Origin of the sequence: Burkholderia sp. BCC1644, from assembly GCF_902833225.1 — a bacterium.
Lineage (GTDB): Bacteria > Pseudomonadota > Gammaproteobacteria > Burkholderiales > Burkholderiaceae > Burkholderia.
Genome location: NZ_CADFEI010000003.1, coordinates 330786 through 349571, shown reverse-complemented (window position 1 = coordinate 349571; position 18786 = coordinate 330786). Strand labels below are relative to the sequence as shown.

At 67.3% G+C, this 18786-nt stretch carries 19 protein-coding genes; 6 read left to right on the top strand and 13 right to left on the bottom strand.

The features are described 5' to 3' along the window. Window positions 1-47: 47 nt before the first annotated feature. Both HWX87_RS08045 and HWX87_RS37980 read right to left on the bottom strand, forming a co-directional pair. Window positions 48-1157 carry a polyamine ABC transporter substrate-binding protein gene (locus HWX87_RS08045; RefSeq protein WP_176046786.1) on the bottom strand — a complete coding sequence of 370 codons (1110 nt, stop codon included), beginning with the start codon at window positions 1155-1157 and terminating at the stop codon, window positions 48-50. Window positions 1158-1399: 242 nt separating this feature from the next. Continuing rightward, window positions 1400-1621 (bottom strand): hypothetical protein, encoded by a 222-nt coding sequence (locus tag HWX87_RS37980; protein WP_244137631.1) that lies wholly within the window; start codon window positions 1619-1621, stop codon window positions 1400-1402. 215 nt (window positions 1622-1836) lie between these two features. Here HWX87_RS37980 and HWX87_RS08040 point away from each other — a divergent pair, with 215 nt between their 5' ends. Continuing rightward, a complete protein-coding gene (locus tag HWX87_RS08040) occupies window positions 1837-2466 on the top strand; it encodes a GNAT family N-acetyltransferase (protein ID WP_244137630.1) in 630 nt (209 codons plus the stop codon). Window positions 2467-2474: 8 nt separating this feature from the next. Here HWX87_RS08040 and HWX87_RS08035 read toward each other — a convergent pair whose 3' ends face one another. Together HWX87_RS08035 and HWX87_RS08030 are read right to left on the bottom strand one after the other, a co-directional pair. Then, window positions 2475-3203: a pentapeptide repeat-containing protein gene (locus tag HWX87_RS08035; RefSeq protein WP_244137629.1), complete on the bottom strand. Its 729-nt coding sequence runs from the start codon at window positions 3201-3203 to the stop codon at window positions 2475-2477. A gap of 37 nt (window positions 3204-3240) precedes the next feature. Continuing rightward, a complete protein-coding gene (locus tag HWX87_RS08030) occupies window positions 3241-3879 on the bottom strand; it encodes a TetR/AcrR family transcriptional regulator (protein WP_176046630.1) in 639 nt (212 codons plus the stop codon). A 234-nt stretch (window positions 3880-4113) separates the two neighbouring features. Between HWX87_RS08030 and HWX87_RS08025 the strand changes: the two genes are divergently transcribed. Together HWX87_RS08025 and HWX87_RS08020 are read left to right on the top strand one after the other, a co-directional pair. Then, a complete protein-coding gene (locus tag HWX87_RS08025) occupies window positions 4114-5238 on the top strand; it encodes a Rieske 2Fe-2S domain-containing protein (RefSeq protein WP_176046629.1) in 1125 nt (374 codons plus the stop codon). 16 nt (window positions 5239-5254) lie between these two features. Then, window positions 5255-7000 (top strand): FAD-dependent oxidoreductase, encoded by a 1746-nt coding sequence (locus HWX87_RS08020; RefSeq protein WP_176046628.1) that lies wholly within the window; start codon window positions 5255-5257, stop codon window positions 6998-7000. A 56-nt stretch (window positions 7001-7056) separates the two neighbouring features. On the opposite strand, the gene HWX87_RS08015 is transcribed toward HWX87_RS08020, so the two are convergent. Together HWX87_RS08015 and HWX87_RS08010 are read right to left on the bottom strand one after the other, a co-directional pair. After that, on the bottom strand, window positions 7057-7902 hold the full coding sequence (locus tag HWX87_RS08015) for a lysozyme inhibitor LprI family protein (protein WP_176046627.1): 846 nt from the start codon (window positions 7900-7902) through the stop codon (window positions 7057-7059). A 65-nt stretch (window positions 7903-7967) separates the two neighbouring features. Next, on the bottom strand, window positions 7968-8948 hold the full coding sequence (locus HWX87_RS08010) for a helix-turn-helix domain-containing GNAT family N-acetyltransferase (RefSeq protein WP_176046626.1): 981 nt from the start codon (window positions 8946-8948) through the stop codon (window positions 7968-7970). A gap of 210 nt (window positions 8949-9158) precedes the next feature. Between HWX87_RS08010 and HWX87_RS08005 the strand changes: the two genes are divergently transcribed. Continuing rightward, the gene (locus HWX87_RS08005) at window positions 9159-9533 is read left to right on the top strand and encodes a sugar ABC transporter ATPase (protein ID WP_176046625.1); all 375 of its coding nucleotides are present in this window, start codon (window positions 9159-9161) and stop codon (window positions 9531-9533) included. Between the two features lie 42 nt (window positions 9534-9575). Here HWX87_RS08005 and HWX87_RS08000 read toward each other — a convergent pair whose 3' ends face one another. Then, window positions 9576-10343 (bottom strand): DUF169 domain-containing protein, encoded by a 768-nt coding sequence (locus tag HWX87_RS08000; RefSeq protein WP_176046624.1) that lies wholly within the window; start codon window positions 10341-10343, stop codon window positions 9576-9578. A gap of 70 nt (window positions 10344-10413) precedes the next feature. Next, the gene (locus HWX87_RS07995; RefSeq protein WP_176046623.1) at window positions 10414-12849 is read right to left on the bottom strand and encodes a PEP-utilizing enzyme; all 2436 of its coding nucleotides are present in this window, start codon (window positions 12847-12849) and stop codon (window positions 10414-10416) included. Window positions 12850-13125: 276 nt separating this feature from the next. Between HWX87_RS07995 and HWX87_RS07990 the strand changes: the two genes are divergently transcribed. Next, window positions 13126-13515: a surface-adhesin E family protein gene (locus HWX87_RS07990; RefSeq protein ID WP_176046622.1), complete on the top strand. Its 390-nt coding sequence runs from the start codon at window positions 13126-13128 to the stop codon at window positions 13513-13515. Between the two features lie 145 nt (window positions 13516-13660). Here the strand turns inward: HWX87_RS07990 and HWX87_RS07985 are convergent, their stop codons facing one another. From HWX87_RS07985 to HWX87_RS07970, 4 genes are read right to left on the bottom strand one after another with little or no spacing between them, the layout of a single operon-like run. Next, complete coding sequence (locus HWX87_RS07985) at window positions 13661-14836, bottom strand: betaine/proline/choline family ABC transporter ATP-binding protein (RefSeq protein ID WP_176046621.1); 1176 nt, start codon at window positions 14834-14836, stop codon at window positions 13661-13663. After that, a complete protein-coding gene (locus HWX87_RS07980) occupies window positions 14833-15486 on the bottom strand; it encodes an ABC transporter permease (RefSeq protein WP_176046620.1) in 654 nt (217 codons plus the stop codon). The genes HWX87_RS07985 and HWX87_RS07980 overlap by 4 nt, the downstream gene beginning before the upstream one ends. A gap of 10 nt (window positions 15487-15496) precedes the next feature. Next, window positions 15497-16408 (bottom strand): glycine betaine ABC transporter substrate-binding protein, encoded by a 912-nt coding sequence (locus tag HWX87_RS07975; RefSeq protein ID WP_176046619.1) that lies wholly within the window; start codon window positions 16406-16408, stop codon window positions 15497-15499. After that, on the bottom strand, window positions 16405-17121 hold the full coding sequence (locus tag HWX87_RS07970) for an ABC transporter permease (RefSeq protein WP_176046618.1): 717 nt from the start codon (window positions 17119-17121) through the stop codon (window positions 16405-16407). Before HWX87_RS07970 ends, HWX87_RS07975 begins: the two co-directional genes overlap by 4 nt. Between HWX87_RS07970 and HWX87_RS07965 the strand changes: the two genes are divergently transcribed. After that, a complete protein-coding gene (locus HWX87_RS07965) occupies window positions 17120-17305 on the top strand; it encodes a hypothetical protein (RefSeq protein WP_176046617.1) in 186 nt (61 codons plus the stop codon). The genes HWX87_RS07970 and HWX87_RS07965 overlap by 2 nt on opposite strands. A gap of 365 nt (window positions 17306-17670) precedes the next feature. On the opposite strand, the gene HWX87_RS07960 is transcribed toward HWX87_RS07965, so the two are convergent. Beyond that, window positions 17671-18765, bottom strand: a complete 1095-nt coding sequence (locus tag HWX87_RS07960) for an AraC family transcriptional regulator (protein WP_176046616.1) — start codon at window positions 18763-18765, stop codon at window positions 17671-17673. Window positions 18766-18786: the final 21 nt, after the last annotated feature.

Below are 18786 nucleotides of genomic sequence, written 5' to 3'. Positions count from 1 at the left end.
GTGCCTGCGGCGCGAGCCGCCGCAGGCACGGTTCGGTCACACGCCGTTCAACGCCCCGTTTTCAGCTGCGCCCACAGCCGGTTCTGCAGCCGGCGGATCTCGGGCGACATCGGCTTGAGCAGCGTCATCTTGCTCAACACCTCGTCGGCCGGATACACGGACGGGTCGCGTGCGATGGCAGGTTTCACGTATTGGCGCGCGGCCTTGTTCGCGGTCGGGTAGAACACCGCGTTGGTGATACCCGCGTTGACCTTCGGGTCCTGCAGGTAGTTGATCCACTTCAGCGCGGCATCGCGGTTCGGCGCGTCCTTCGGGATCACCATCATGTCGAACCACAGCAGGCCGCCTTCCTTCGGATTCGCGAAGCGGATCTCGTACGGCCGTTTTGCTTCGGCGGCGCGGCGGTGCGCGATGCCGACGTCGCCCGAATAGCCGAACGACACGCACAGGTCGTTGTTCGCGAGATCGTTGATATAGCCCGACGAATTGAATTGCGTGATGTACGGGCGCACCTTTTTCAGCACCTCGTACGCGGCGCGGTAGTCGGCCGGGTTCGTGCTGTTCGGATCCTTGCCCATGTATTGCAGCGTCGCGGCGAACACGTCGACGGCCTGGTCGAGGAACGACACGCCGCAACTCTTCAACTTCGCCATGTTGGCCGGATCGAACACGAGCGCCCAGCTGTCGACCGGCGCCTTGTCGCCGAGCGCCTTCTTCACGGCCTGCACGTTGTAGCCGATGCCGTCGGTGCCGTAGGCCCACGGTACGCCGTACTGGTTGCCCGGATCGGCGTCGGCGACCATCTTCATCAGCAGCGGATCGAGGTTCGACAGGTTCGGCAGCTTCGACTTGTCGAGCGTCTGGTAGACGTTCGCCTGGATCTGCTTGGCCATGTAATTCGACGTCGGCACGACGATGTCGTAGCCGGAATTCCCCGACAGCAGCTTGGCCTGCAGCGTGTCGTCGCTGTCGTAGTTGTCGTAGCGGACGTGCAGGCCCGTCTGCTTCTGGAAGTTCGGGATCGTGTCCGGCGCGATGTAGTCGGACCAGTTGTAGATGTTCAGTTCGCCGGCTGCACGGGCGGTCGTGACGGTGACGGCGGCCAGCGACAGGATGGCGGCGGTTGAAATGGCGCGGCGAAGCGTGCGGATTCGCATGACGTAGTTTTCCCTGGCGGTGCGCGTGTCGAGCCGCGATGAGCGGATCGTCACGCGACGGTTCGTCGGATGGAGCAGGCATGCATGACCGGTGCTGACAGCAAGCACCGGCGATGCAAAAAATCAGGAGTCCGTTCGAAGCTGTGCGTGGATGGCTGGCGGTTGCAGCGCGAGCCGATCCCTTCACCGGTCAGGCGATACGACGCGCAGGACGAACGGACACGGGGAAAGGGCGTGGAGCGCTAAGGCAAAAGCGACGCCACGTCGTCGGTACGGATCGCGACGGGCGCGCGGGCGGCGACGGCGTTGTGACGGCGAACGGAACGGCGCGACAGGATGGTGTAGATCGACAGAGGCAGGCGAGGGCTTCGCCAGCCGTCACTGTCGTCGGGGGACGCGATCGCGGCGCGCAAATTGCGCGCATCGCCTCGTCTCCACCGCACCAGCGGGCCACGGATTCTCACGATTACTCTCGACCGGGTTGTTGAAAGTATTGAACACCTGACGATTCGCCAACGGCTGCCGTTCCGGGGCGCGATCATCGCCTTTGCCGCCTGGCGGCATCGACTGCCTCACTCGGACTGAAAGCATGACATTCAGCGAAATCGTCGAAACATGACGCTCCCGTGAATCATCAGGTAAATCGCTGTAAGGATGTCTCCGGATTTTCCCTAGTGATTTGCACGCCGATGAGAGGGTTCGGTACGGGAAACGGCCCGCCGCGCATGGCATGAGAATAAGGGTTTTCGCTGATCCGAACGCATCGAAGGTGATGAGAATATTCGACGGTCTGCCGCTTGCGCCGCGACGCGCCAATGCACCGGGAGGGAATGTGTCAGCCTTTGAAATCCGATCCGCGAACGAATCCGACACGCAGCGGATCTTCGAAGTCCATCTGGATTCCGTCACGCGACTGTGCGCGGCGGATTACTCGCGCGAGCAGATCGCAAGCTGGCTGGACGGGCGCACGCCGGCCATGTATCTCGATGCGATCGGGCGCCACGCACTGTGGGTTGCCGACGACGGCGACGTGCTCGGGTTCGCGGAAACGGCCGGCGAAGAACTGACCAAGCTGTTCGTTCGCGGCGACCGTGCGCGCAGTGGCGCGGGCCAGGCGCTGCTGGAGACGGCCGTGTCCGGCATCGCGCGCGACGGATGCGCTCGCGTCTATCTCGAGGCGACAACGAATGCGGTGCCGTTTTACGAACGCCACGGCTTCGCCGTGATCGGCACCGGCCATTTTTCCCATGGAAACAGCCCGATTCAACTTGAAATCGTGAAGATGGAGAAATGGCTGTCGCGAGAATAGCCGTGTCCTCAGGCGACCCGGATCCCGAAGTTCTCGATCATCATGGCCGCCTGATCGTAGGAGACGATCGCTCCGCGCAGCACGCCGGATGCGAGCAGTTTGGGCATGGCGCCCAGATCGACGTCGCGCAGGTCGGCGCCCTCGAAACGGGCGTCGTTCAGGTGTGCGTTGCGCAGGCTGCCGCCTTCGAACACGGCATCGCGGAAGTCCGCGCCGGCGAGGTCGGCGTCCGAGAAATCGAGTGCGACGAGCCGGGTCTTCCGGAACGAGAAGCGCCGGAGGCTCGCGCCGACCAGCAGCGTGTTCGCGAATTCGAGGCCAAGCGATTTGCATTCCTCAAAATCCGCCCCGGTCAGTCGGCATTCGTCGTACCGGACCGAACCGAGCTTGCTGCGCCGCCAGCTCGTATTGTTGAGATCGCATGACTGGAACACGGCGTCCTCGAGGTCGCACGACGCAAAGTCGGCCTGGCGGGCGCGGCAGCGGATCCACGATGTGTGCGCGAGCGTGGCGCCGACGAACGACGCTTCCGCGAGCGCGCATCGTTCGAAGCGCGCGCCGCGCAAATCCAGGCGCGACAGGTTCGCGCCTTCGAGGTCGCAGTCCTCCAGATGAAGGGGCGCCGTCGAGCCTTCGACGAGTTGCATCAATTCGGCGCGATCCAGCGTGCGGCCGGTCACGGAGACACCAAGGGTCATGAGGCGATCCATAGTCATGTGAATGGGCGGGGCAAACATTATCCGGATTTCGGTCGCATCGTGCGACCGGCATCGCCTACTGCGCTGCCTTCCTTTTAACCGCAGCCGGCTTGCCGGCCGGTTCGGCGCGCGTCGGCCACAGAATCCGCATCTGCGCGCGCATCGCTAGGTCGTCTGCCGGAACCAGGCAGTATGCGAGACCGATGCGGCTGACCAGCGCGATGATGTCGTCGAGCGCGGGCGCCGACGCGCCGCGAACGGCGACGTACGCGCGGTAGGGCTCGTCCAGCACGCGCCGCCACATCGGCGCGATGTTCTCGACGATGAAGCCGAACACGTCGGTCGACAGGCTCGTGGCCAGGTAGTTGTGGTGAAAGCCGCCGTGATGGCGATCGCGGTAGCGTACCGCGAAGCACACGCTCTCCTCGCAGTAGGCCTCGAAATCGTGTTCGAAGCCGACGAGCGCGCGGTGCATCTCGTCGAAGAATTCGGCGTTCTGGACGCTGATCACACCCTGGATCAGTTCCTTCTTCGTGCCGAAATACCGGTACAGCGTGCGCCGCGAAATGTTGGCGCGCCGCGCGACATCGTCGATCGACAGGCTGTCGATCCCGTGCTCGATCATCGCGTCGAGCGCCGCGCGCAGGATCGCGTTTCGCCCGTCATTGACGCTGTCCATCCTGCTGGCGTCGCCCCAGCGCAGTTGCCGATCCATACCTTTCCTCGATGCCGCATGCCGCGCGGCGTGTGTCGATCCGCCGACCGGTTCCGGCGGTGCGGAATTTTCGCACACGTTGTCACAGAAATCGAATTTGTGCCATTATGCGGCACAAATAAGATATTTTGTGACATAGCGTTCCGGCCGGATTCTCCGGCCGGCGCATTCGCGGGCAAGGTCCGGCCACGCAGGTGTCGGCCGGTGCCCACCTTTGACTGGAGGAGACGATCCATGACCGATTCCACCGTGCTGGCGACCCAGCGCCCCATTCACCGGATTCACGCCGCACCCATCGACGCGCGCTACGCACGCGGCTGGCATTGCCTGGGGCTGGCCGACGATTACCGCGACGGCCGCGCGCATGGCCTGTCGATCTTCGGCACCCGCGTGGTGGTGTTCCAGGGCGAGGACGGGCAATTGCGCATCCTCGACGGCTACTGCCCGCACATGGGCGCCGACCTCGGGCGCGGGCATGTCGAAGGCGACACGCTCGTGTGCCCGTTTCACGGCTGGTCGTGGGCCGGCGACGGGTCTTGCGCGGCGATCCCGTATTCGTCGCGCATTCCGCCGAAGGCGCGCATCAAGTCGTGGCCGGTGATGGAGCAGAACCATCTGCTGTTCGTGTGGAACGATCCGGAGGGCAACGCACCCGATCCGTCAGTCGCGATTCCGCGGATCGACGCGTGCTTCTCCGACGCATGGAGCGACTGGGCCATCGTCAAGTGGGTGATCAACACGAACTGCCGCGAACTGATCGACAACCAGTCGGACAAGGTGCACTTCGGCCCCGTGCACGGCGCGCCGATCGACTATTTCTGCAATACGTTCGCGGGCCCGGTCGCCTACCAGAAGTTGCGCGGCGCAAGCTCGCGGCTGGCGGGCAGCGGGCGGCTGACCGCGGATTCCGCGTACTTCGGCCCCGCGTACCACGTGACGTTGATGACGGGCGAGGCGCAAGGGCAGGCGGTCAACTCGATCCTGCTCAACAGCCACGTGCCGATCGACACGAACAGCTTCGAGCTGCGCTTCGGCGTGATGGTCCAGAAGGATCCTGCACTGTCGGACGAGCAGAGCCGCGCGATGATCGACGGCTACGTGCTGGCCGCGCAGTCGGCGTTCCGCGAGGATGTCGCGATCTGGGATCACAAGACGCGCGTCGACAATCCGCTGCTGTGCGAAGGCGACGGCCCCATCTACCGGTTGCGCGAGTGGTACCGGCAGTTCTACACCGACGTCGCCGCGCTGCCGGCGCTGCATGCGCGCGTCGAGGTGCACGAGTACCGCGGCGAGAACGCGTGCTGGCGCCAGCTGACCGATGTACCGGCCGACGCGGCGAGCCGCCTGTCCACGATCTGACGCGGGGGCGGCCATCATGCACGACGATCGATACGATTCCGCCGACGACGCCACGTACGACGTGGTGGTGGTCGGCTCAGGCGCGGGCGCGATGACGGCGGCGCTGCGCGCGCACGATCAGGGCCTGTCAGTCCTGGTCGTCGAGAAAAGCCCCGTGTATGGCGGGACGACGGCTGTTTCGGGGGGCGGCATCTGGATTCCATGCAACGACCAGATCGCGGCGCTCGGTGGAAACGATTCGTATGACGAAGCGATTGCGTACCTGCGCGAAGTCGTTCGCGAGGACTTCGACCGGCCGCGCATCGATGCGTATCTCGAGAACGGTCCGAAGATGGTCGCGTATCTCGCGCAGCACGCACAAACGCGTTTTCACGCGGTGCCGCGTTATCCCGACTACTACCCCGACCGCGTCGGCGGCAAGCCGGGCTTCCGGACGATGGAACCGGCGGCGTTCGATGCCGCCCGTCTCGGCGCGCATTTCGACACGTTGCGCGCGCCGTCGCCTGCCACGCTGATCGCCGGCCGCATCGCGATGACGCAGATCGAAGCGCACACGATCGTCACGAAGGAGCGCGGCTGGTTGCGGCTCACTGCGCGCCTGATGCTGCGCTATGCCACCGATTTCCGCTGGCGCCGCCGCACCGCGCGCGACCGGCGCCTCACGCTCGGCAATGCGCTGGTCGCCAGCCTGCGCGCGGCGCTGGCGCAGCGCGGCATCGCGCTGTGGCTCGACACGCCGATGCGCTCGCTGCAGTCCGACGGCGCGCGCGTGAACGGCGTGGTCGTCGAGCGGAACGGGCGCACGGTCGGCATCCGCGCGACGCACGGCGTGGTGCTCGCATGCGGCGGGTTCGAGGCGAACCAGGCGATGCGCGAGCAGTACCTGCCGGCGCCGACGCGCGCCGAGTGGAGCGCGGCGCCGCCGATCAATACGGGCGACGGCATTCGCGCGGGGCTCGCGCTGGGCGCCGGTGTCGCGCTGATGGATTTCGTCTGGGGCGTGCCGACGGTGCGCGTGCCGGGCGAGGAGAAGCAGCGCGGGCTGTTCGTCGAGCGCTCGGCGCCGCGCTGCGTGATGGTCAACGGGCTCGGACGGCGCTTCGTCAACGAATCCGCGCCGTATCCGGACGTGATTCACGCGATGTATGCCGATCATGAGCGCACGCAGGCGAATGTGCCCGCGTGGTTCATCTTCGATGCCGAGTATCGCAAGCGCTACCCGTGCGGCGTGCTGCTGCCCGGCAGCGTGCAGCCGGACAGCCGGATCCCGGCCGGCTGGCTGGACTCGGTCATCTATCGCGCGGACACGCTGGCCGAACTCGCCGCGAAGATCGGCGTGAACGCCGACGGCCTGGCGCAGACCGTCGCGCGGATGAACGGCCATGCGGCCACGGGCGTCGATACGGAATTCGGCAAGGGCGGCAACGTGTTCGACCGCTACTACGGCGATCCGTCGTCGAAGCCGAACCCGTGCCTCGGGCCGATCGAGCGCGCGCCGTTCTACGCGCTGCGGCTCGACCCGGGCGAGATCGGCACGAAGGGAGGGCTGCGCACCGATGCGGATGCGCGCGTGCTGCGACCCGACGGCTCGGTGATCGACGGGCTGTACGCGCTTGGTAACACGTCGGCGGCCGTGATGGGCAAGACCTATCCGGGCCCCGGCTCGACGATCGGGCCGGCGATGACGTTCGGCTACGTGGCGGCCAACCACATTGCGGCCGTGCGGCAGCTTGCGGGCGAGGCGTCGGCGGCTGGCGCGTGATCGAGTGAGCGCGCGGATGCAACGCGTCAAATGAACGGCGGCTGCGCGCCGCCGCGTCAGTCGGCGCCGATCTTGTCTTCGGCGTACACGAGCTGCCGCAGGCGCGCGGCGGCTTCATCGCGCATCTCGATCGAGACCTGCGGCGGCACGCCGGACGCACCCGCTGGCGCGTAAAGCGCGCCGATCAGCGGCGGCTGGGCCGCGACGAACGCGCGCCATTTCCGCGACGACGCACGCATCGCTTCGCGCGATGCAGGCGGCAGGCGGCGTTCAATCGCCGCCGTCACGTCGTCGATATCCCGCAGGTACAGCGGCGTGGCCTGCGCCGCGCAGCGGCCCTTCGCGTCGAGATCGGCGAGCGCCGTGCAGTGCGTACGTTCGAAGCGCGCACCGCGTCGCGGAACGGCGGCGACGCGCTCGGGCTTGTCGTCCGTCGCGGGCGGCAGGCGCGTGGCCAGGCTGAAGCCGCGCGCCGTGCGATCGGCGTCGAACCGCTGCAGCGACAGCGCGCGTTGCCGCGTCAGTTCCATCACGTCGTTCGCATTCATCGGTGCGTAGACCGTGCCGCGTGTCGTCGCGTAGACGGCGCCGATCAGCTTCAGGTCGGCGTCACGGCGCGCGAGCCACGCGCGCTGGGCGCGCAGCAGCGCGGGCCGGTCCGCCGCCGGCAGCGATGCCTGCAGCGCGCGATAGCTGGCGTTGAGCCGTGCGTCCCATGCGTGGTTCGCGTCGACGATGCATTCGTCCTGGCCACCTGTCGACGCGTGTGCGGGATCGTTCAGGCACTGCGTCATCGTCTGGTCGATCGGGTCGAGGCCGGTTGCGGCATCGGGTTGCGCGGCAACGGCGGCAGGCGCGGTGACGACCGCGCAAAGCGCGAAGGCCGCGAGACGTTCGAGCATGGACGGCGTCCTTTTTTGTGGTGAGCGTTGGTGTGCGCTTTGGATCGAAGCGGGACCGTTGAATATCAGCTGCCGGCGGGCCCCGGCCGGCTGAAACGCTGCTCGACCACCTCGGTTCCCCAGTGCGTGCCTGCGGATTCGTCGGTCAGCGTAAAGCCGAACGACTCGTACAGGTGGCGCGCCGAATCCAGTCCCTTGAACGTCCACAGGTAGGTCTCGTGAAACCGGTGCTCATCGACGAAGCGCATGGCCCGCGTCATCATCTGGCGCCCGACGCCGGACCCGCGCAACGCGTCGTTCACGATGAACCAGCGCAGGTGCGCGACGCCGGTGGTCGGGTCGCCGTCGATCGCGAGCGACGCGAGCGTCCGCCCGTCTTCCCGGCAGAGCCACAGTGCCTTGCCGTCGGCCGGCAACGCACCCGCGAACTCGGCCAGCTCGGTCGCCACCCGCTTCTCGAAAAAGGCGCCGAACCCCCAGTGCTCCGAATAGAAGCGTGCATGCAGGCTCGCGATATCGCCGATACAGCCCGGTTGGTAGCCTTCGAGAATCGGCGGCGTGTCGGTTGCTGCCGCGGGCGCCTTGGCGGCGTTGTCCTGCGCGAGTGCATCGGCGTACAGCGCGAGCGAACGCAGCAGCGCCTGCTGGTCGGCGGGAATCATGCGACGCAGCGCGTTCGACACCTGATCGGTCGCGAACGTGTCGATTCGTTTCTGGAGCTTTTTTCCTTCGGCGGTCAGGTACAACTCGATCGCGCGTGCATCCTCGTTCGACACGCGGCGCTCCACGACACCGGCCGCCTCGAGCCGCGCGAGTTGCCGGCTCGTATTCGATTTGTCGAGCCGCAGGATGTTGCCGAGATCCTTCGCGTTGATGCCGGGCGCCATCCCGATCTCGAGGATCGCGTGTACGGCCGATGGCGCCCAGTCGCTGTCGGCGAGCGTCGCGCGCATGAAGCCGAGCTCGCGCACCAGTTTGCGGGAGAAGTCGCGCAATTCGAGGATGGTCGCGTCGCGAGGCTTGGCAGGCGGGTCGATGAGGTCCATGGGGTGCCCCAAATGGTTGCGTATCGCAATCGATAATAGTTGCGATGCGCAACTTGTCAAGGCGAATTTGCCGGCGAGCGGGAGTGGTATTGGCGCGGATGGCGGCGTGCCGCCGGGTGGACGCATACTGCGCATATCGGGCGACCGGCGGCCGGCGACCGGCGGCGTTGCCCGATCATCGATCCAGGTCCGCGGACCACGGAGGCCACCATGAACAAGCTGTTGCCGATGTCGATTGCGTTGCTTGCCGGATGCGGCATCAGTGCCGGATCGCTCCACGCGGCCGGCGACATGGATGCGCCGCCCTGCAGCGCCGCGCATGCGGCGGACCAGGGCGGGAATGCGGCAACGTCGGGTACGTCGGTCCGCAGCTTTTCGACCGCCGGGTGTTCCGGTGCAGTGCTGCAGGGCGACCACGCCACCGCGACGGTCAACGGCGACCGGATCGAACTGCGCAACGGCATCGTCTATGTGAATGGGCGGTCGTACGGCCCCGTCACGCCCGCGCAGACGGTCGAATACGAGGCCGCGCGCGACAGGCGCACGTTGAAGGTCGACGGAAAAGTCCGCACGCCGCTGCGCTGATGGCCCGCCGCGTCGGCCACGTGGCAGCCGCGGCGCGTGAGGTCACGTCGTCTTCGGGTAGCTGACTTCCATGCCCGCGCGCACGTCCTGCTGGATGCCGTACTGCGCGAACGGATAGCGCAGCCCGTTGCGCGACAGCGCCTCCATTCCGGTAATGGCCAGTTCGAGCGCGTCGGGCGCCAGCGCCATCAGCATCTCGTCGTCGAGCACGCCGCCGTAGCGGCGCTCCGCGTAGCACGGAATCGACAGGCTCGGCTGCCCGGTCGACAGCGCGCGGCCCCACGAATCCGCGCAGGCCGATTCGCCGACCACACTCCAGTCGAAGCGCTTGTATCCCGACCATTGCAGCCCGTTGATGAAGTACATCATCGCGCCGGGCGTCGCGTAGAACAGCGCAATGTCGGGCTCGATGCGGCCGGCCGCGAGCGGCGACACGACGAGCGCGTCGTACTTGCCGTCGGCCACGCAGTGCATCGCGGCCTGGTGGGCGCGAGAATCTTCCTGCGTCGCATACCAGACGCCCGCCATCTGCTGGCCGGACGCCCACTCGGCATCCTTCGCGTGACCGAGCCCGACGACCGACCGGCATTGCGCGCCGACGAGGTCGTCGGCCGTGATGCCGACCGTGAAGCCGAGCCGCGCCGTTTGCCCGACGATCTGGTCCAGCGAATGGATCGCCTTCGGGCGGCGAATGCGCGGGACGGCTTCCATGTCCTCGCGCCGTTCGAACAGCTTCATCCCGAACGGGATGCTGCGCAGCTTGAGCAGCCGCTCGAGGTTCGCCGACAGTCCGGCAAGCGTGTCTTTCATGTGGGGTCTCCGGGATTCGCCGGACCAGTGTAGCGATCCGCGCCAGCCCCTTCAACACGCCGCCGGGCGCTTATTCGACCAGTGTCAGCCGGCCGTCGCTGAGCCGCACTTCGCGTCCGATCCACGCCGCATCGACGCGCGGCAGCACGGCCGACGGCTTGCGCAGTTCGCGCAGCAGCGTCGCGCCGTGCGACAGCCGGCCGCCCATGCGGGCGACGACTGCGCGCGCGGCCTGGTACTGCGCGTGCCGGCCCGGGTCGAGCGAATCTTCGAGCAGGATGTCGTGGCCGAGCACGCCCTGCGTGTCGCCCGGATAGATCATGAAACCGGCGGCCTCGTCGGTGCCTTCGCTGCCGTCCTGCCAGAAGCTGCCGTTGCGTTCGCGGCGCTCGGGGTGGGGCGCGAACCAGGTGTCGCGGTCGGCGGCCGGCATCGCGTGATGCAGGCGGAAGAACACGCGCATCAGGTTGTCGCGGTACCACTCGCGTACCTGCAGATACCAGCCGCGCATGCCGGGCGCGCCGAGCGTGTGCAGCACGCGGACCGGCAGCGGCCAGTCGGGAAAGGGCTGCAGCGGCAGGTCGGTGGCCGCGGGCCGCGCGGTGCCCGGATCGGTTTCCCACGGCAGGCGGTGCGGGCTGTCGTCGAGCTGGCCATAGGCGGTCGGCGGACGTCCCCACAGGGCGCCGCCGCTGCTGGCGAGCGATGACGCGATGCACAGGTTGCCCTGCACGACGAACACGTAGAAGCGCGTGAACCAGTCGGCCAGTTGCTGGCCGTCGGCGCGCCGTTCGACGAGCGTCGCGAGCTCCCGGTCGAAGCGCTGCAGGCCGCGCGCGAGCGTCGGCAGGTGCCCGCGCGCGACCCGCAGCATGCGCCAGAACACCGGCAGCGAGCGCAGCAGGCGCAGCGGACGCCAGCGCAGCGGCGGCGTCGCGCCGCCGATCTCGCCGCTGTAGTTCGCGGCCGATACGCCCCAGTCCGCGAGACGGGCGAGGAACAGGTCGTTGTTGATGTACGACGCGCCGCCGTACAGCGCGGTGAACGGCTCGTTGTCGCGCAGCACGCGGGCATCCCAGCGCGCCATGATGGCCGGGATGCTGCCGGCCGCGCGCCGTTGCGCGTACTCGACCAGCCGGCTCGGCTGCGGCGGCAGGATCTCGGCGATGTTGGCCGAGGTCAGGTGCCGGTGCCAGCCGTAGCTGCTGATCGGGCGGTACTGCAAGAGCCAAAGCTGTGTGCCGTCCCACGCCCATTCGACATCGCCGGGCACGTAATGGAACGCGCGCAGCACGCGTTGCAGGAATGCCCACAGCCGCTGCGCGGTCAGCCCGTGAGCGGGCGCGAAGGTGCCATGCCGCCACGGTTCGCCAAGGCGCGACAGGATCGCGCGCCGCGGGCTTGCCTGTCCGTCGGCGAGCGATTCGAGGTGGCCTTCCACCCATTCGACTTCGACTGCGAGATGGCGCACGAACGCGATACCGGACAGGACGGGTGTGACGAAGCGCTGCACGACCGCTTCCTCGAGGCCGCCGTCGAGCAGCTCGGCCACGCGGCCGGCCGCGTGCGATGCCGGCACGCGCAGGAACGTCGTGTGCAGGCCGGCATTCGCCGCGTCGGCCTGGTCTTCGCCGTGGCTCGACGAGCGGATCGCCCATTCGGCGCCGGGCTGGCTCGCGAGAAAGCCGGGCAGGCGCGGATCGTCGGCGCGGGTCAGCGACAAGGCGGGGGGCACGGGGAGGCCGGCCAGCGTGGCCAGTGCCAGGCGTCCGCCCTTCGTGTGCGCGACGAAGCCCGCGTCGCCGGCTTCGAGCCACTGCGCGAATGCGGCCGGCGCATCGATCCACGGATAGTGTCCCCAGCCGGGTTGCAGCGTGACGGTGAGGTCCGCACGCGCGAGGATCGCCGACCACGCGGCGGCCTGGCGCACGCCGAGCACGGCGTCCTGGTCGCCCCATACGAGCTCGATGCGGTCGGTGACCCACTCGAGCAGCGGCAGCGCGGTATCGGCGCGCACGAGATCCCAGTGCGGCAGGAACGCGCGGCAGCGCGCATAGCCGGCACCCATGCGGCGGTACTGCGCGGGCGTCCAGGTCTGGTTCGAGAACTTGCGGGCGAACAGCGCCGGATAGTGCGCAAGCAGCCAGTGGATCGTCTTGCGCAGCGGCTTCGGCGCCATCAGTTTCGGCAGGCGCCGCTCCCACAGGAACGCGCCGACGGGCGCGAGCAGCACGCTGCGCGCGAAGTGGCCGGGACGCCGCTGCAACGCGTGCAGGACCAGCAGCGCGTTCACGCCGACCGCCATGATCGCGTGGCCCGGTTCGGTGGCGTCCAGCAGCGCTTGCGCATACGCGGCGAGATCCTCGCACGGCGGCGCGGGGTGGTCGCCGAAGCCCGGCAGTTCCAGCGGCACCGGCCGGTAGTGCCGGAAGTGGGGCAATGCATCGTCCCACCAGTCGGCCGCGCTGCCGTTGCCGGCGAGGAGGTACAGGATCGGTTTGCTCATGAATGCTTCGTCGGTCGACGATCGTCGCGGTCGCGCGCGCCCGATCGGGGCGGCGACGTCGGCGGATGCCACGGCTCTCGTTGGTGTTATGCCGATGCGAGTGGAATGGAAGGGCGGCCCGCTCGGGTGAATGGTTGCGGGCATTCTACGCGAGTCGATTCCATTCGATTCGCGATTCATTCCGGGTGCGGGTTGTTTCGACGCGCGTCCGTCGCGCAAGCGCGGCACGTAGAATCACGCCACCGGAATTCACCGGACGGGATGCAAGGAAAGACAATGAAAAGAAGCTGGATCGCGGGGGGATTGATTGCACTCGCCACCCACGGCGCATGGGCCGTGAACTGGGTCACGCTGGGCCCGGGTCCGGCTGTCGGGCTTGATGTCGATCCCGCGTCCGTCCAGCGTGGCCCGCTCAATTCGTGGGTGACGGTCAGGATCGCCTATGCCGAACCGCGCCGGTACTCGGCGCCGTTTCCCGTGCGAAGCATCGTTTCCGACTGGTCGTTCGACTGTGCGAACAAGACGTGGGCGATGGGCAAGACGATCATGACCGGAACACAGCCGGGCCAGACCCATGTTTCGCGCGAAGACCCGGACGATTACCGCTATGTCGAGCGCGATTCCATTCAGACGCTGGTCATGAACTACGTGTGCAAGCAATCCTGATGACGGCAATGCAGTCCGCGTTGCAGGCCGTTCGAGCACCGTTTGGCTCTCAAACGGAATCGCACGTTTTTGCGATGGCGCACCGTGTCGATTCGTTTCCAGGGGCCGGTGCGATGGCGCACCGGCCCGCCCCGGGGGCGACGAATCAGTGCGCCGCGGCCGCCGCGACCGCATCGGCAGGGCTGCCCGGCGGCTGCCCCGTTTGCCGGCGCGATCGGCCCGAGCTCAGGTACGCGGCGATCGAATCCTGCGTGACCTCGCCGATCCACACGCCGTCGGAGTCGAGCACGGGCATCCACGATGCGCTGTACTGGTACATTTTCGACAGCACGATGCGCAGGTTGTCGTCGGCCGAGACACCGGCCGGGAACGGCGTCACGCGTTCGCCGCATACGCCGCCGCCGGTGCGTGCCGCGCGGCGCGTTACGTAGCCGAGCGCGCGGCCCGCGTCGTCGAGTACGGTCAGGTAGCGGCAGTCGGTTTCGTCCATCACCGCGAGTGCGTGCGCGAGAGGCGTATCGACGCGTGCCGTTTCGGGCTGCGTCGCGGCGTCGCCGGCCTTCACGAGCAGCAGGCGCTTGAGCGTGCTGTCCTGCCCCACGAACTGCGCGACGAATTCGTCGCGCGGGCGCGCGAGCAGCGTGTCGGGGTGATCGTACTGAACGAGCTGGCCGCGCCGGAACACCGCGATACGGTCGCCCAGCTTGATCGCTTCGTCGATATCGTGGCTCACCATGATCACGGTCTTGTTCAGTTGCCGTTGCATCTGGAAGAACTCGTTCTGGATCGATTCGCGATTGATCGGATCGACCGCGCCGAACGGTTCGTCCATCAGCAGCACGGGCGGATCGGCAGCCAGCGCGCGAATCACGCCGACACGCTGCTGCTGCCCGCCCGACAGCTCGCGCGGATAGCGTTTCAGGTACAGCTTCGGATCGAGCGCGACCATCGCCATCAGATCGCGTGCGCGCTCGGTGCAACGCTTCTTGTCCCAGCCCAGCAGGCGCGGTACGACGGTGATGTTCTCTTCGATCGTCATGTTCGGAAACAGCCCGATCTGCTGGATCACGTAGCCGATGTGGCGCCGCAGGTCGACTTCGTCGAGCTGCGCCGTATCCTCGCCGTTGATGAGCACGCGGCCCGACGTGGCGGCGATGAGCCGGTTGATCATCTTGAGCGTGGTGGTCTTGCCGCAGCCCGACGGGCCGAGGAACACGCAGATTTCCCCTTCGGGCACCGACAGGCTCACGGAGTCGACCGCGCGGACGGCCTGGCCGTCCTTGCGCGTGAAGGTCTTGGTCAGTTGGTCGAGTTCGATCATGTCTTCTGCACTCCCTTCGGTGTCAATGCGCGCTGCAGCATCTGCAGCAGCCGGTCGGCGACGATCGCGAGCAGGCTCACGAGCACCGCGCCCACCAGCAGTTTCATCATGCTGCTTTGCCCGATCGCGCGCAGGATCAGCGTGCCGAGCCCGCCCGCGCCGACCACGGCGGCGATCGTCATCACGCCGATGTTCATCACGACCGCGGTGCGCACGCCCGCGAGAATCACGGGCACCGCAAGCGGCAGATCGACGAGGCGCAGGCGCTGCCACGAGGTCATGCCGATGCCGGTGCCGGCTTCCTTGATCCCCGCATCCACGTTGTGCAGCGCGAGGTACGTGTTGCGCATGATCGGCAGCAGCGAATAGAGGAACACGGCCGTGATCGCGGGCGCGGCGCCGATGCCCAGGCCGAAGCGCGAGAAGAACGGGATCATCAGGCCGAACAGCGCGATGGACGGCAGCGTGAGCACGATCGTGGCGATGCCGAGCAGCGGCCCGGCGAGCCAGTCGTGGCGATTGATGAGGATGCCGAGCGGCACGCCCGCGACGATCGCGCAGCCCACGGCGATCGCGACGAGCCAAACGTGTTGCAGCGTGAGCTGCAGCAGCTCGGGCCAGCTCGAAGCGAGATAGTCGAATACGCTCATCGGGTCTCCTTCAAGGTAGCGGATGCGTGCGCAGGAACGCGTCGGCGACGTCGCGCGGCGATTGGCCGTCGAGGTCGACGGCCTTGGCCATCGCCTGCATCACGTCGTTGTCGAGTGCGGCCGACAGCGCGTTGAGCTGCGTGGCGAGTTTCGGATTGCGTTCGAGCGTGTCCTTGCGCACCACGGGCGTCGCGTTGTACGGCGGGAAGAAATGCTTGTCGTCTTCGAGCGGCACGATGCCGAAGCCCTTCACCCGTCCGTCGGTCGTGTAGACGAGGCCGATCTTCAACTGGTTGTTGTGCAGCGCCGTGTAGACGAGCCCCGGATCCATCTGCTTCAGCTGCGCGCGGCCGAACTGCATGCCGTACGCGGCGAGCAGCGGCTTCAGGCCGTCGGGACGGTTCGCGAATTCCGCATCCATGCCGAACACGTAGTGCTTTGCGGCCGGATCGGTCTTCAGGTGCTCGGCGAGCTGCGACACGGTCCGGATGCCGGTGGCCTGCGCGAGCTGGCTCGGCAGGCCGATCGCGTAGGTGTCGTTGAGCGGCGACGCGTCGAGCCACACGAGCCCGCGCGGCACGTCGAGCGCCTTGACGCGCCGGTACATCGCTTCGGGAGAAAGCTTGTCCTGGATCTTGTTGTAGACGAGCGCGGCGGTGCCCGTGTAGTCCCACATCAGGTCGAACTGGCCGTTCTCCAGCGCGCTGCGTGCGAGCGTGCTGCCGAGGCCCGAGCGGACTTCCACGTCGTAGCCGCGCGAGCGCAGGTACTGCGAGGTGACTTCCGCGAGCACGTATTGCTCGGTGAAGTTCTTCGCGCCCAGCACGAGCTTCGCGGCGAATGCCGGTGTGCCGGCCGCGAAGCACAACGCACCGGCCGCGCACAGGCGGGCGAACGATCGAAACGTGCGATGGCGCGTCATGCCGCACCTCCGTGACGCGCGAGCCAGTGGCGGCTGCCGGCCGCGACGATGCCGTCCAGCACGAGCGCGAGGATCGCGGTGAGCGACGCGCCGAGCAGCAGCAGCGGCTGGTTGTCGAGGTAGATGCCGGGGAAGATCAGCGAGCCGAGGCTGTCCGCGCCGATCAGGTAGGCGAGCGGCGCCGTCCCGACGTTGATCGCGAGCGCGGTGCGCACGCCGCCGACGATGATCGGCAGTGCATCGGGCAATTCGACGCGAACCAGCGATTGCCAGCCCGTCATGCCGATGCCCTTGGCCGCTTCGCGCAGTGCGGCCGGCACGTTCTTCATGCCTTCGTACGCATTGCGCGTGATGGGCAGCAGCGACGCGAGGAACAGCGCGACGATCGCGGGCACGTCGCCGATGCCAAAGATGCCGAGCGCGATGGCCAGCACGGCCAGTGACGGGATCGTGTTGCCGATGTTGAAGACCTGCATGAAGCGCTCGGCCTGGTGCTGAAATCGCGGCCGGCTCAGCAGCACGCCGGCCGGTACGCCCACGGCGATCGCGAGCGTCATCGAGTAGACGACCAGCAGCATGTGCTGGCCCGCGTAGTAGGCGAGATCGTCCGCGCGCTGGTGGAACGTGTCGGCGCCGATGCCGCGCGCCAATGCCCAACCGACTGCGATGATGGCTACCAGGCTGCCCACCAGCTGGACAGTGCGTCGAGTCATGAAGATACGCCTCCTCAATCCCGGTGCGGCGCGCGCGCAGGCGCGCGCCGCGATGACGCCGGATGGCGTCGCGATGGAAGTTCGTGATCCCGGCATGGCCGCGATTGAACTGACGGAAACAGTGCTGCCGGCTGCACGGATGTGCGGCTGGCGGTCGGGTGAACGCGATGCTGCGTTCTTCTGATTGTCAGGTTCAGCCCGGCGGCGCCGTAACGGCGAGGCGCGTTCGAGCAGGGCGCCGTCGAGTGAAGACGGCATGGATGCGGGCGACTTGACGCCGACCGCTGGGGCCGGAGGCCCCTTTGACGTGGCGAAACGGATGCATGCGCAACAAAGTGCGAAATGACATCACGTTGCGCACGAGATCATGCGTTTTGTGATGAAGTTGGGGCGAGTATAGAGCAATCGAAAGATCGCGTCTACCTTGGGCGAGGCGCGCGCTCGTGTGGCGGCATCGAGATCGACGACGTCGCCGGTCTTCGTGAAAATGATTCGAATTCCAAACTAATAGACGGCGCCGTCGTTCCGAAACGGAATGCGCGAGCGACGTTACGTGTCGATTTCGGTGTCCGCGCGCGGCGTTTTTCCCGTCCAGCGCCGGTACGCATGACGGAAGCTGCGCGGCTCGCTGTAGCCGAGCCGCTCGGCGATCGCCGCGACCGTCAGCGTGTGGTCGTCGAGCATCCGCGCCGCCTCGTCATGACGCACTTCGTCGAGCAGCGACTGGAACGTGATGCCGTCCTTGTCGAGCCGCCTGCGCAGCGTGCGCTCCGTCAGGTGCAGTGCGTTCGCGAGCGACGTCATCGACTTGAAGCGCGCGAGGTCGCGCGCCATCAGCTCCTTCGCGCGATCGGCGAAGCGCGTGCCGACCGACGCGGCCCACTGTCGTTCGAGCACTTCGCACTGGCCATGCAGCGCATTGAAGCTGACTTCGTTCGCGAGACGCGGCGCTTCCGTGCCGTTCACGGACGTGAACACGAGACGGTTGTCGGCCGCATTGAATGCGACCGGACAGCCGAAGTGGCGCGTGTAGTCGGCCGCGTTGCGCGGCGTGCGCCGCACGAGCTGCACCTGTTCCGGCCACACCGGTTTGCCGACGAGGTCGGACACGATCAGCCGCAGGCTCGACAGGCACATGTCGACCTGGAATCCCTCGAGATCGGGTTCGCCGTTGTAGCGGCCGATGGTCACGCTCATGCCATCGGCGTACGTATCGATGCGCACGTCGAAATACAGCCCCATGAACAGCGGAAACTGCCCCATGCAGCGGAACGCCTGCATCACGGAGCCGCAGATCAGCATCGCGTAGCCGGCGAGGCCGAGCGTCGACACGTGCAGCCGCGCGCCGATCGACAGCCCGATCGACGGTACGCCGCTGCAGCGCAGCAGGTTGCGGAAGCAACGCTGCTCCTGGCCGCGATTCACGTGCAGGTTCGGCGACGCGACTTCGTCCGCGCCAAGCCCCGTGCCTTCGAGCAGCGCGGCGCCGTCGATGTGCCGCACGCGGCACTCGTCCAGCGCAACCGCGATTGCGTGGACGGTGGCCGGAATATCCTCCTGGCGCCCGGCCGGGCGCGCGAGGCCGAGCGATGTGCGCAGGCTGCGCTCGGCACGGCTCTGGTTTCGTTGGGAGCGGCTGTCCATGATGCCGATACGGTGACGGGG